Annotated in this window: 10 protein-coding genes, 1 pseudogene and 1 other annotated feature; of the genes and pseudogenes, 7 read left to right on the top strand and 4 right to left on the bottom strand. The window is 40.2% G+C overall.

The genetic code is table 11. The features are described from left to right. Positions 1-5 precede the first annotated feature (5 nt). A protein-coding gene (locus tag Q9Q86_RS00730) for an IS3 family transposase (RefSeq protein WP_100833221.1) occupies positions 6-1,225 on the bottom strand; the annotation gives its coding sequence in 2 pieces (ribosomal slippage) (positions 6-949 and positions 949-1,225; 1,221 coding nt in all). Next, positions 834-950 (bottom strand) — a sequence feature (AL1L pseudoknot). It overlaps the preceding gene by 117 nt. A 47-nt stretch (positions 1,226-1,272) precedes the next feature. On the opposite strand from Q9Q86_RS00730, the pseudogene Q9Q86_RS00725 reads away from it, so the two are divergent. From Q9Q86_RS00725 to Q9Q86_RS00715, 3 genes and pseudogenes are all read left to right on the top strand, one after another. Next, positions 1,273-2,058 (top strand): annotated as a pseudogene (locus Q9Q86_RS00725) (malate:quinone oxidoreductase); the annotation flags it as partial. A gap of 69 nt (positions 2,059-2,127) precedes the next feature. Next, a complete protein-coding gene (locus tag Q9Q86_RS00720) occupies positions 2,128-3,369 on the top strand; it encodes an MFS transporter (protein ID WP_112987430.1) in 1,242 nt (413 codons plus the stop codon). Between the two features lie 36 nt (positions 3,370-3,405). Further along, positions 3,406-3,861 carry a hypothetical protein gene (locus tag Q9Q86_RS00715; RefSeq protein ID WP_112987429.1) on the top strand — a complete coding sequence of 152 codons (456 nt, stop codon included), beginning with the start codon at positions 3,406-3,408 and terminating at the stop codon, positions 3,859-3,861. 36 nt (positions 3,862-3,897) lie between these two features. Here the strand turns inward: Q9Q86_RS00715 and Q9Q86_RS00710 are convergent, their stop codons facing one another. Then, on the bottom strand, positions 3,898-4,881 hold the full coding sequence (locus tag Q9Q86_RS00710; RefSeq protein ID WP_112987428.1) for an alpha/beta hydrolase: 984 nt from the start codon (positions 4,879-4,881) through the stop codon (positions 3,898-3,900). 205 nt (positions 4,882-5,086) lie between these two features. Then, positions 5,087-7,147 carry a choline transporter gene (locus Q9Q86_RS00705; RefSeq protein ID WP_112987427.1) on the bottom strand — a complete coding sequence of 687 codons (2,061 nt, stop codon included), beginning with the start codon at positions 7,145-7,147 and terminating at the stop codon, positions 5,087-5,089. A 419-nt stretch (positions 7,148-7,566) separates the two neighbouring features. Between Q9Q86_RS00705 and betI the strand changes: the two genes are divergently transcribed. The 4 genes from betI (at position 7,567) to Q9Q86_RS00685 (ending at position 12,283) form a co-directional block, all read left to right on the top strand. Beyond that, on the top strand, positions 7,567-8,193 hold the full coding sequence (betI, locus tag Q9Q86_RS00700; RefSeq protein WP_112987426.1) for a transcriptional regulator BetI: 627 nt from the start codon (positions 7,567-7,569) through the stop codon (positions 8,191-8,193). Beyond that, positions 8,186-9,655 (top strand): betaine-aldehyde dehydrogenase, encoded by a 1,470-nt coding sequence (gene betB / locus Q9Q86_RS00695; protein ID WP_112987425.1) that lies wholly within the window; start codon positions 8,186-8,188, stop codon positions 9,653-9,655. The genes betI and betB overlap by 8 nt, the downstream gene beginning before the upstream one ends. Before the next feature lie 77 nt (positions 9,656-9,732). After that, positions 9,733-11,427 (top strand): choline dehydrogenase, encoded by a 1,695-nt coding sequence (gene betA, locus Q9Q86_RS00690; RefSeq protein WP_112987424.1) that lies wholly within the window; start codon positions 9,733-9,735, stop codon positions 11,425-11,427. A 64-nt stretch (positions 11,428-11,491) separates the two neighbouring features. Next, positions 11,492-12,283 carry a TorF family putative porin gene (locus Q9Q86_RS00685; protein ID WP_112987423.1) on the top strand — a complete coding sequence of 264 codons (792 nt, stop codon included), beginning with the start codon at positions 11,492-11,494 and terminating at the stop codon, positions 12,281-12,283. Between the two features lie 51 nt (positions 12,284-12,334). Here Q9Q86_RS00685 and Q9Q86_RS00680 read toward each other — a convergent pair whose 3' ends face one another. After that, on the bottom strand, positions 12,335-13,510 hold the full coding sequence (locus Q9Q86_RS00680; RefSeq protein WP_112987422.1) for a zinc-binding dehydrogenase: 1,176 nt from the start codon (positions 13,508-13,510) through the stop codon (positions 12,335-12,337). Between the last annotated feature and the right edge of the window lie 236 nt (positions 13,511-13,746).

Here is a 13,746-nt window from a genome sequence, read left to right as displayed (position 1 = left end):
TTAAGTTAGGCCACCTGACCTAACGGGTTAATCTTATCATAGTACATTGCTTCAAACTCAAAAGGTGATACATAACCCAGTGCACTGTGTACACGCTCTTTATTGAACCAATCTACCCAGTTTAGTGTCGCAAGTTGTACATCCGCTAAACCTTGCCAATCCGCTTTTAAATATTCAATCACCTCTGTTTTGTATAAGCCATTCACCGTTTCAGCCAAAGCATTATCGTATGAATCACCGGTCGTACCGACTGATGCTCGTAAATTTGCTGCTTCTAAACGATTGGTATAACGAATGGAAAGATATTGCACGCCTCTGTCACTATGATGAATCACGTTCTTTGGCATGCCTCGATCATGCAATGCTTGCTCCAGTGCATCGAGCACCATATCTGTATTCATACGTGTTGATACTTTCCATCCAACAATTGCTCGCGAGAACACATCAATAATAAAGGCGGTATAGACCCAGCCTGAATGAGTTTGAATATACGTGAAGTCAGCGACCCACAGCTGGTCAGGATGATCTGCATTAAAATTGCGTTTTACTAAGTCATCTGCTCGTTTTTGATCATCTCGGCTACGGGTGGTTTGTTTATTCTTACCACGCCAAACACCTTGTATACCTAGCTTCTGCATCAATCGAGCAACTGTACAACGTGCGATAACATAACCTTCACGTTTCAATTGTTGCCAGACCTTACGCACACCATATCGACCTAAACTTTCTTTCCAAATACGTTTGATTTGCTCTGCATGATGTAAATCATGCAGAGCACGTTTCGCTCGATGTTCTGGGTTATCAACGAGATCTAAAGCCCGATAATAGGTCGAAGCTGCAATCGGTAAAATTCTACAAATCGCTTCAACACCATATCGATCTTTATTGTTCTGGATAAAATCCACCATTATTTGTGTGGGCGGTCGAGCTCCGCCTGGGCGAAAAAAGCGGCTGCTTTACGTAGAATTTCGTTAGCACGTTGCAGTTCTTTATTTTCACGTTCGAGTTGTTTAATACGTTCTTGATCTGAAAGTTGCTGTACTTTAATTGGGTTTTGTTTATCTAAATATTTTTGATACCAAACACGTAGAGTTTCAGGAGTACAACCTATCTTGGGAGCAATAGCGGTGATTGCAGCCCAAGTAGAAGGATAATCTTTTTCAGATTCAATCAATAATTGAACCGCTCTATCTCTGATTTCAGGGGTGTATTTTACTTTTTTCATCGGGACATTCTCTCAAGAAAAGTGGTCTCCGACAAACCCGGTACGGTTCAGGGCTTCCAGAAGCACAACAATATGCAGGCTTCCCTGTGGGTGGTGAGTTCTTGGTGACTGATAATCCTGCGATTACAGCTCAACATACAGCAAAAGTATATGGTCGTGCAGATCTAGGTGCGCCGCCAATGTCAGTTCCACATATTGATACACGTTATATTGATGGCAAAAAATATGTCTTATTTGGTCCATTTGCAACTTATTCAAACAAGTTCCTGAAACAAGGTTCACAGCTTGATTTGTTAGCATCAACCAATAAAAACAACGTATTGCCAATGGCAGCGATTGGTCTACAAAATGCTGATCTTGTCCAATATTTAGTAAGCCAAGTGTTGATGTCAGACGAAGACCGCTTCAACGAGTTGAAAAAATACTATCCAGAAGCAGATCCGAAAGACTGGCATTTACGTCAGGGTGGTCAACGTGTTCAGATCATTAAGAAAGAACCAGGTAAACCTGCGAAATTGCAATTCGGTACGGAAATCTTTGCATCACAAGATAAATCTGTAACTGCATTGCTCGGTGCTTCTCCTGGTGCTTCAACGTCTCCTTACATTATGCTCAACTTGCTTGAAAAAGCCTTCCCTGAGCAAACTAAAGGTGTTTGGAATACCAAACTGCATGAGATTGTACGTTCTTATAGTCAGGATTTATCAGAAAATCCTGCATTGTTGGATCAAGTGCGTCAGTATACGAGTTCAACTTTAGGTTTGAACTATACAACGCCTAAAAACTTGCTACCTACAAAACAAGTTGCAAAAGTCGAAGCTGCTGCACATTAAGCACGCTTAAACTGAAACAGAAAGGGATGAGTTTCGACTCTTCCCTTTTTTATTTTCTCATTTTGAATTATGTCCACTGATTGTTCTCATTCTGCCTTTGCGGTATTTCGTTGTCGTGATTTTTCATTTTTAACGATAAATCAAGCTTGTTTGACATTTGCTGTGTTGATACAAGAGATTGTTATCGCCTTTCAACTGTATCAAATTACCAAGAATCCATTGATGCTTGGCTTGGTAGGTCTAATGGATTTTATTCCATTTTTGGTATTGTCTTTGTGGGGTGGTTATATTGCAGATCGTTTCAATCGTCAGCGGATTTTACAGCTTAGTTTTAGCCTAGCAATTCCATTATCAATCGCACTTTGGATTTGTTTTGATCTATTTGAGCATGATCATATCAATGCCAACATTCTACTGATTTCTAACTTTGGTATTTTATTCTTATTTGGATGTATTCGTGGAATTTACAGCCCTTGTTTCAATTCACTGCGCCCTTTTATTGTCCCAGAACATTTATATGCCCGCGCAGCCACTTGGACCAGCATGTGCTGGCAAGTATGTGGCATTCTAGCACCAGTCATTGGAGGATTAATGCTTGCACATTTGCGCTTATCTGTCGTGTTTAGTGTTATTACAAGCTTATTCCTCATAGGTAGCTTAGCTTTATGGGCTCTAACAAGTAGAACTTTTCCTGAGATGCAATCCGAGTCTGCCTTACTCAGTATCAAAGAAGCTTTTCTCTATATTCGTAAAACTAAAATCATTTTTTGGGCAATGTTTCTTGATTTAAGTTCAGTATTTTTTGGAGGAGTAATTGCCCTACTGCCTATTTTTGCCAGTGATATTTTGCAAGTCGGATCAACAGGTTTTGGCATATTACGCTCGGCACCAGCCTTAGGTGCTTTATTGACTATGCTGATTTTGGTTCGATATCCTCCAAAATATCAGCCATGGAAAATCATGTTGCTCAGCCTTACTGGTTTTTCATTATGTACTTTGTTATTTGCTGTTACTAGATATTACTTTTTATCTGTCTTGTTTCTCATTATTATAGGTTCGTGTGATAGTGTTAACATTATTATCCGCCAAACTTTACTGCAACTCATTCCCCCACGAGACATGCTTGGTCGTATCGCAGCGATTAATGGCATCTTTGTGACATCAAGTAATGAGCTTGGTGCTTTGCACTCAACGCTAATGACACGTTTCCTCACGGTTGTGCCAGCAGTTCTGATTGGTGGCTCACTTTCTTTAGCTTGTGTTGTTTTAGCAAAATTTAAGACCAAAGACCTCATGCGGTTTCACTTTTAGCTTTGCTTGACTACGCTTTCAAATCGTTTATGTGTTATGAAACATTCTTTGCCCGCTTCTTCTGAGTCGTCTAAATTTATTATTTCTTCTATTTTTATATGGCTGACTTTGTTATGGTTACAAGCAACCTATATTGTGATTATTGGCGGCAATAGTTATCTGTTTTGGACAGCACTAGGTTTATTCGTACTCACCGCATTAAGTTTCCGTCCAAGTTCTTTAAAAAATAGAATTGCTCTTGTACTGACACTGGTATTACTGGGCAATTTAGTTTTCCACTCCCTGTTCTGCACTTATTTAATCTTAGCTTTTTATTGTATTTTTTATTTATATTCAGGGCATTATAAATACAAAAGATTTATGAAACTCTTCTGCCTATTCTTCATTATGATTTTATTTGCACTGTATCAAACGCAGTCTTTGCAAGAATTAAAAAGCCATTATGCTCCCTATGAAACAGGTGAAACATGGCAAAAATATGGTGCGCTATAGACCATAACATTTATGTTTGTTGTGGTTTTGATCAAATCATTTTTGTCTATATGTATCCATAAACTGAAGTGTATCCTTCAGAGTGAGTTGGGCCGGTTTGGTGTCCAACAGAAATTGATATTCATGAGCTGTAGGATCAGTTTTCTGATCAAAATATCGTGATTTGGTTGCTACACCAACTTTCTGCAATTGTTTTTCTAGTTGGCGAGCTTGTTGTTCAAATGAAGCGGTATTGCCATCTGTTAAATAAATTGGTGGAAGTGCTGCGTTTAGATATTCAGACACCACTAATCCTTTATCCTCAGTACGAGTAAGCCAGTCTTTGTCCTCTAAATATGCCCAACCAATACGTCCAAATGCAAATCGGGTAATCGCAGAGTTTGCCTGTAGAACCATATTTTTCAAATCATAAGGACCACAATACAATAAACCACCTCGGATGTCGGATGGATTTAAGGTTTCCTGAATATTGAGCAAGTCTGCATATTGAGGGTTGGATTGAGTGAGTAAAAATTGCAAAGCGATCTGTGCTCCAGCGGAGTCCCCTGCAATAAATATATTCGCCATATTTAAATTATGTTGTTTAGCAAAGCTCGTTTTTATATAACGAATGGCTTCAGAAACTTGAATGACAGGTTCAGGATATTTTGCGGTCGGCACAAGTTCATAATTGAGCACAAAGACAGAGTAACCTTGTGAGGCTAATTCAGTTGCATAAGCTTTCACTTCAAGCTTATCTCCACCGACAAATCCGCCACCATGCACCCAAATTACTACGGGCTGATGAGCTAAAGGCACTTTAGTCTTGTAGAAGTCAAATGTATTTCTTTGAAACTTTGATGGATAGGTTATGTTTGTCGATACAATCACGTTCGGCTCTTGGTACTGAGCAGGTCGTGAATCTTTTGGAATGCTAAATAAACTGTGCTGCAATAACCAAATTGTCGGCTTAGGACTGACAAATAATACAGATACAAAGATCACAACCATGAGAGCACAAAATATCATTATTTTTTTCATTTGAAGTTCCTTCTAGTCTCATATTTGCGAGTTATCAGTTTATAAAACATTGATTCTTCTCTGTTGGCTGTTCGATTATGATCATTCGAACTACAAGATCAGCCAACACTTAATAAGAAAAAATAAGCTAGATTATGAAGCAAATTATACTTTGTAAAATCTTCACGATTTAAAAAAAACCCCACAGAAATGTGAGGTCTTGTAATTAGTCTTGTGAGTCAGGATAAAGAGGACGATTCCCTGGACTAATTCGGTTGATATGTAAGAAAGTCATATGACGCTCATACTTATCTAAAATGTCATTAATGACCTGCTCTTTGGTATATCCAACCAAGTCATTGTCTTGAGAACCTTCATACAAGAATGTTTCCAAACGATAATAATATTGCTTACCACGTTTGCCTCGTTCACTAAATGTCGGAGCGATATAGCGTACAGGCCAAATTTGATAGACAAAATTATGCTCATCTTCAATGAAAATCGTTAAGTCTAGGTGATACAGCTTATCGTGATATTCAGATTCGCCTTGATTAACCTCAACGTTCATCCCTCGTTTAATCAGTTCATCAGCAACCGTTTGCACTGCAGGTCTACATACATTATCGAGCATACGCAATGTTTCATGGCTACCAGGATGATGCATGACACGTGAAAGGCGTTGTTTCCAATTTAGAATATCGACATTAACCACTACAGGTGCAGCATTTAAGCTACGGCTAGCTTTACGATAATCTTCTAAACGGAGAGATTTATAGAGTCCAGCCATCACAAGCAGCATAACAAAGCTAAACGGTAATCCCATGATTACGGTTGCACTTTGTAAAGCAGTAATACCATTTGCCATCAACATCGCGATGGTCAATAAACCAATCGCAATCGCCCAAAACACACGTAACCAACGTGGCGCATCATTATCGACATTGGAGAATTTAGTTGTGAAATTTCCAAGAACTAATGCCCCAGAATCAGCAGAGGTCACATAGAACAGAAGCCCTGTAATGGTTGCTACACCAGCAACAAATCCAAACCACGGATACTGTGCCAATAAGTCATAAAACCCATGTGCAGGATCTGTCAAAACAGTTTGGGCTAAAGCTGTATTACCATCAAAAATAACATTGTACAAAGCACTGTTACCAAAGATTGATAACCATGTGATCGTGAATAGTAGAGGAATAATCAAAGTTCCACAGACAAACTCACGAATGGTACGACCACGTGAAATACGTGCCAAAAACAGACCTACAAATGGAGACCAAGCCACCCACCATGCCCAAAAGAATAATGTCCAACTATTCATCCACTCTTTCGGCTGTTCAAATGCAAAACTGTCTAAAGCTAAGCTTGGAAAGCGGCTGATATAGTCACCAAAGTTTTGTACCAAGGCATTTAATAAGAACTCTGTATTTCCTAAAAACAGCACAAATAGCATTAAACCAATAGCGGCGTAAATATTAATTTCAGGAAGTACTTTAATGCCTTTATTGACACCTGCTGTTACCGAAATAATCGTCACAATCACAGCAACTAAAATCAGTCCAGATTGAACCCATAAACCTTCTGGCCAATCAAATAAAACATGCAAACCATAATTGATTTGAACAACTGCAATACCACAAGTCGTTGCGATACCGAAAATCGTCCCAATCACGGCGGCGGTATCTACGGTATGACCAATCGGACCATCAATTTTTTTACCAAAAATCGGATAAAGCGCAGAACGAATGGTCAGAGGTAAGTTATAGCGATAACTAAAATATCCCAAAGCCATGCCGACTAAGGCATACATACCCCAGCCTGTTAGACCATAATGAAATAAAGTCCATACCATCCCTTGACGAGCGGCTTCATAAGTTTGCCCCTCACCCACCGGTGGATTCATATAATGTGACAGTGGTTCAGCCACCGAGAAAAACATTAGATCTGTGCCGATACCTGCGGCGAACAGCATTGCCGACCAACTCAGCAGGCTAAACTCAGGTTTGGAATGTTTAGGACCTAGCTTTATATCGCCATAACGAGAACAAGCGATAAAAACCACAAAGATGAGGTAAAGCGTTGCGGCAAGTAAGTAATACCAACTGAATTTATCACTCACCCAAGCCAGTACAACATTGAGCAAATGATTCGAAAAATCATTAAATAAAATCGTCGTCAGTGAAAATATTAAAATTATGAGCGCTGAAACATAAAAGACCACGCGATTTAACTGATCTTTTGTTTGAATAGATGAATCATCAACTGCTCTTGGATTATCTGTCACCATACAATCCTCAAGGAAAATTTAAATTTTGAAAGTTGTTTTTCTCAATAACTCGACCACGATTTATTGACGAAAACAACGAGAAGACACAGCATTTAAAAGATATTAAAAACAACACCAATCATTGCATAAGCTGCATTTTTGTAATTACCCGTGTGGATGCAAAGAAGCATTTTTAAGAGTAATTGAGCTTAAACCCAACCACTAAAAATCCATTCAATAAATCAACACTTTTGATACTTTAACAGGGATCTCCGATAACACAGTTAAGAGTTATGTAAAGCACCCTTGTTGCAAATACTATACTTTTAATTGATTGAACATTCAATCAATTAAAAGTATCATGATGTTGTGTTATCATTTTCTGCATCCAGATTTTAATCTAACGCCTTAATAATTTTAGGCATTTATGGCAACTACACATGACCAAACGCAGAGTTAAACCTGAACACGAACGCCGTGAAGAGATCGTTAATGCCGCATTTGAAGTGATTTATGAAGTGGGTTTATCACAAACCACCATTTCACAAATTGCAAAAAAAGCGGAAGTCTCAACAGGTATCGTCAGCCATTATTTTGGTGATAAGCAAGGGTTAATGATCAACTGTATGCGAGAGATGCTCAAGAGATTGCATCTCACCTCTCTGCAATACAAAGCCAATACAGCAGATCAACAACCTGAAAACCAAATTAAGGCAATCATTGATTCAAACTTTGATAGTAGTCAGGTCAATAAAACCGCTATGCGCGTTTGGTTAGATTTTTGGTCAGCCAGTATGCATAGCCCAGAGCTTGCACGTTTACAGCGCATTAATGATCGACGCTTGTATTCGAACTTAAAACATCACTTTTTAAAACTGATGCCAAGTGAAAGTGCAAGTACTGCTGCGAGTGGCTTAGCGGCACTGATCGATGGGTTATGGCTACGAGGCGGACTCGTGGGGAATGATCATTTCGATCGGCAGAATGCAAGACGAGTTGCCTATGACTATTTAGACATGCAACTTCAACTGGCTAAACCCTTATTTCAGGAGAGACAAAATGAATGATGTGCAAACTCATCCATTGTATATCCACGGTCAATATGTCAATGCCACAAGTGGTGTGAGTTTTGACAGTATCAATCCAGCCAATGGCAACGTAATTGCCCATATCCAACAAGCCTCTCAACAAGATATCGAAAAAGCTGTTCAAAGTGCTCAACAAGGTCAAAAAGTTTGGGCGGCAATGACAGCAGTTGAGCGTTCTCGTATTTTACGTCGAGCTGTAGATATTTTACGTGAACGCAATGATGAACTAGCAAAACTTGAAACCTTAGATACAGGTAAAGCTTATAGCGAAACATCGACTGTCGATATTGTGACAGGTGCTGATGTGCTCGAATATTACGCAGGTTTAGCGACAGCCATCCAAGGTGAACAAGTTCCATTACGCGAAAGTAGTTTCTTCTATACTCGCCGTGAACCTTTAGGTGTCGTTGCAGGCATCGGTGCTTGGAACTATCCGATTCAAATTGCTTTATGGAAATCCGCTCCTGCGCTCGCTGCGGGCAATGCCATGATTTTCAAACCAAGTGAAATCACTCCACTCACTGCATTTAAACTTGCTGAAATTTATACCGAAGCAGGTGTACCTGATGGTGTATTCAACGTCGTACAAGGGGCTGGTCGTGATATCGGTCAATGGCTGACAGAACATCCTGTCATTGAAAAAATTTCGTTTACTGGCGGCGTTGAAACTGGCAAAAAAGTGATGGCAAGTGCTGCTGCTTCGAGCTTAAAAGAAGTGACTATGGAACTTGGCGGTAAATCACCACTGATCATCTGTGAAGATGCAGATATGAATAAAGCCGCAGATATTGCGGTGATGGCGAACTTCTTTAGTTCTGGTCAAGTCTGTACCAATGGTACGCGTGTCTTTATTCCAGCATCATTAAAAACAGAATTTGAAAATGCAGTATTAGAACGTGTGCAACGTATTCGTATCGGCGACCCAATGAACGCAGATACCAACTTTGGCCCATTGACCAGTTTCCCACATATGGAAAAAGTTCTTTCCTACATCAATGCAGGCAAACAACAAGGTGCTAAATTGCTGATCGGTGGTGATCGGGCAGATGGTGAATTGGCCGAAGGTGCATATGTATTACCGACAGTATTTACAGACTGTACTGATGATATGCGAATAGTGCAGGACGAAATCTTTGGTCCAGTCATGAGCATCTTGAGCTACCAAACTGAAGATGAAGTCATTCTTCGTGCCAATAACACCACTTTTGGTCTAGCAGCAGGTGTGGTGACACCAGACATTAACAAAGCACATCGCATTATTCACCAAATCGAAGCTGGTATTTGTTGGATCAATACTTGGGGCGAATCCCCTGCTGAGATGCCAGTCGGTGGTTATAAACAATCAGGTGTAGGTCGTGAAAATGGGATCTCGACCCTATCTCACTACACACGCATTAAATCCGTTCAAGTTGAGCTTGGTGATTACCAAAGCATTTTCTAAAAGCATTGCGCTTTATCTTATCTTGATCAACTGAGTCACATGTATTCAGTTGATCTTGCAACAAATAAAGGCAGATTATGAATAAGCAAGAATACGATTATATTATTATTGGTGCAGGCTCAGCAGGTAACGTCCTTGCTGCACGTTTAACTGAAGATGCAGATATCTCAGTATTATTATTAGAAGCAGGCGGTCCAGATTATCGGCTTGATTTCCGCACGCAAATGCCAGCCGCTTTGGCATTTCCACTACAAGGCCGTCGCTACAATTGGGCATATTTGACCGACCCTGAACCACATATGAACAATCGCCGTATGGAGTGTGGTCGTGGTAAAGGTTTAGGTGGCTCATCACTGATCAATGGTATGTGCTATATCCGTGGTAATGCGATGGATTTAGACCAATGGTCAACCCATAAAGGGCTTGAAGATTGGAGCTATGCGGATTGTTTGCCTTACTATAAAAAAGCAGAAACACGCGACATTGGTGCTAACGATTATCACGGCGGAGAAGGTCCTGTTTCAGTCACCACCCCAAAACAAGGCAATAATGAACTGTTTCATGCCATGATCGAAGCAGGTGTACAAGCAGGTTATCCACGTACAGATGATTTAAACGGTTTTCAGCAAGAAGGCTTCGGTCCGATGGATCGAACGGTGACACCGCAAGGGCGTCGTTCGAGTACTGCTCGCGGTTACTTAGATATGGCAAAAGGTCGACCAAATTTGACGATCGTCACCCATGCCATGACCAATAAAATCTTATTTAGTCATAAACAAGCAATTGGTGTCGAATACATTATCGGTGCAGATCAAGCCAACATGAAACAAGCACATGCCAAACGTGAAGTCTTGTTATGTGCAGGGGCAATCGCATCACCGCAAATTTTACAGCGCTCAGGTGTTGGACAAAGCACTTTCCTCAAATCGATGGATATTGAAGTCATTCAAGACTTACCTGGCGTGGGTGAAAACCTGCAAGATCATTTGGAAATGTATTTACAATACAAATGTAAAAAACCAGTTTCACTTTACCCAGCGTTGAAATGGTACAACCAACCTGCGATTGGTGCAGAGTGGTTATTTCTCGGCAAAGGGATTGGCGCAAGCAATCAATTTGAAGCTGGTGGATTCATTCGTTCATCTGATGAATTTGAATGGCCAAATATTCAGTATCACTTCTTACCCGTTGCGATTAACTACAATGGTAGTAATGCCGTGAATGAGCATGGCTTTCAAGCCCATGTTGGTTCAATGCGTTCACCGTCACGTGGTCGGATCAAACTCAAATCCAAAGATCCATTTGAGCATCCAAGTATCTTGTTTAATTACATGTCCACCGAACAAGATTGGCGTGAATTCAGAGATGGGATTCGTATCACGCGTGAAATCATGCATCAACCTGCACTTGACCCTTATCGTGGCGAAGAAATCAGCCCAAGTATGCAGTTAAAAACCGATGCTGAACTAGACTCTTTTGTTCGAGAACATGCCGAGACAGCCTACCATCCATCATGCAGTTGCAAAATGGGTGAAGATGAAATGGCTGTTGTCGATGGTCAAGGTCGTGTTCACGGCGTACGCGGGCTACGTGTAATTGATGCCTCTATCATGCCAATCATTATCACAGGCAACTTAAATGCCACCACGATTATGATGGCAGAAAAAATTGCTGATCAAATTCGTGGGCAAAAATTACCACCTTCGCAAGCACCTTATTTCAAAGCAGGATCAAGCCCTGTTCGTCAGACTCCTTTACGTCCATTTGCATAACCTAGTCCAGTTATGTTCAGCACCTTATGACACTAAGATGCTGCCAACCATTAGGAAAATTCAAATGAAAAAAATTTTATTGCTACTCCCTTTGGGCTTCTTCTCGCACACTGCATATGCCACTGAAGCAAGCACAGAAATAGCATCACCTTATAGCGCTAATCTAACACTCGCAAGTCAATATGTATCACGTGGTTTTCAACAAACTTGGGGCAAACCTGCAATTCAAGGTGGAATAGACTATAACCATGATAATGGTTTTTATGCTGGAACTTGGGCATCGACTGTGAGTGATCATTTTATTCGTGATGCATCAGTAGAGTGGGATGTGTATACAGGTTACAGCCGTAGTTTTGGAGATTTAACTCTAGGCACTAAAGTCGCTTACTACTATTATCCTGGCGCTAAAACTACAGCAGAAACAGGAAATACTCGCTTTGATTACGGTGAAATAATCCCAGAAATCAGTTATGGACCATTAAGTGTTAAATATTCCATTACCTACACCCAAGATTACTTCGGGAATAACTCGGATACTTTAGGTATTGGTACTAATAAACATTCTCGTGGTTCAGGTTATCTTGATGTCAGTTGGCATCAACCTTTAGGGCAAGGTTGGTCGGCAGATGCTCACTATGGTCATCAGCGAATCAAAAACTTCTCTGATGCAAACTTTCAAGACGTCAGCTTTGCCATTAATAAACAACTCCCGTACAACCTTTTGGGAAGTTTAAGTTACAGCAAAGCATGGGATAAAGATGATTACTACAAGCAATATAGCAATGGCAATCCTAATGCCAAAGTCTCAAATCCAATTGATTCCACGGTGGCTGTCTCACTGACAAAAAGTTTTTAATCCGCACAATAAAAAAAGCTGCAATCAATGCAGCTTTTTATTCAATATGATTTAAGCATTGATCAACTCAATATCTGATCCTGCTCGTTTTGGATCGATCAGAATTTTTGCATGTTGCTCTGGATCACGTAAGGCATCAAAGGCATTCCCTACACCTTCCAAACCAACCACACCTGTAATCAGTGGTGATACATCAATTTTACCTTCAGCAATCATATGCAGGGTGTCACGGAACTCAAGTGGTGTATAACCCAACACATATTGGATTTCCAATTCTTTATTGATCGCCAATGCAGGTTCGATCTTATCACTTTGCATACAGACACCTACCCCCACAATACGTGAGAACAATGGTGCGCCTTCCAAGATTTGCTGCATGATACCAGCGACACCCACACATTCAAAAATCACAGGACGTTTAGGCAATAGACCAAGCTTATCCCCCACGCGCATAGCATTAACCCATGGCAAAGAGAAAGTCTGAACTTTATCAAAAATACCCATCCCCATATTGATTGCTTCAGAAACATTGCCGAGTAGACCAAGCTCTTTCCAACTACTAAATGGAGATTGTTGTTTAGGATCAATTAAGACATCTGCACCACACAGTTCAGCGAGTCTACGACGATTTGGTGAAAAATCACTAGCAACTACCGTTTTAACTCCCGCGGCTTTAAGCATAATAATTACGCCTAAACCAACAGGACCACAGCCAATTACAATTGCTGGTTCATTTTTCTTAATCCGACTACGGCGAACTGCATGTAAAGCAACAGCCATCGGTTCAGTTAACGCTGCGCTGTCGGCATCTAAGCCATTTGGCACTTCAAACATTAAACTTGATTGGACCAAGATTTGCTCAGCATAACCACCCGTAGCACTCGGCGATAGACCAGTTGGGACATAACCTTTTGGATCAACGTTTAATAGCGGCATCGCACAAACTAGTGTGTCTGCTTTTAATTTACGGCGCGTTTTTGGACCATAATCTAAGACTTTACCGCAGAACTCATGACCGAAAACCAGCTTATCTGAGGATTTTGCTACCCCATTAAAACCCACACGTGCTGCCAAATCATGCATATGATCACAGTGATGTTGCATGTGTAAATCAGAACCACAGATTCCACAACGTACCACTTCAAGTAACACCTGTCCTTTAGCAGGAACTAATTGAAGACTATCTTCAAGCTTCAATTCAGCGTTATGACAAACTAGAGATTTCATAGGATGCTTTCCTTATTGTTTTATTGCATGTGTTAACTGTTTTAATTTTTTCATTTAAAACAGTTTAGCTCACTTATTTCATTTTTAATTTTGAAATACAGCATTGTCAGAATATATGACTTAAAGATCAATATCCCTATCAAATAAGGTCAGCTTTATAAATCACTCGATAATGCAGTTTAAAAATCATTTTCTTTTAACTTCAAATAGATGAATCTTTTTTTCTAAATTACTCC

It is taken from the genome of Acinetobacter sp. A22 (assembly GCF_030913345.1).
GTDB classification, from domain to species: domain Bacteria; phylum Pseudomonadota; class Gammaproteobacteria; order Pseudomonadales; family Moraxellaceae; genus Acinetobacter; species Acinetobacter junii.
The sequence above is the reverse complement of the archived record's forward strand: the minus strand, read 5'-3'. Positions and strand labels throughout refer to the sequence as shown.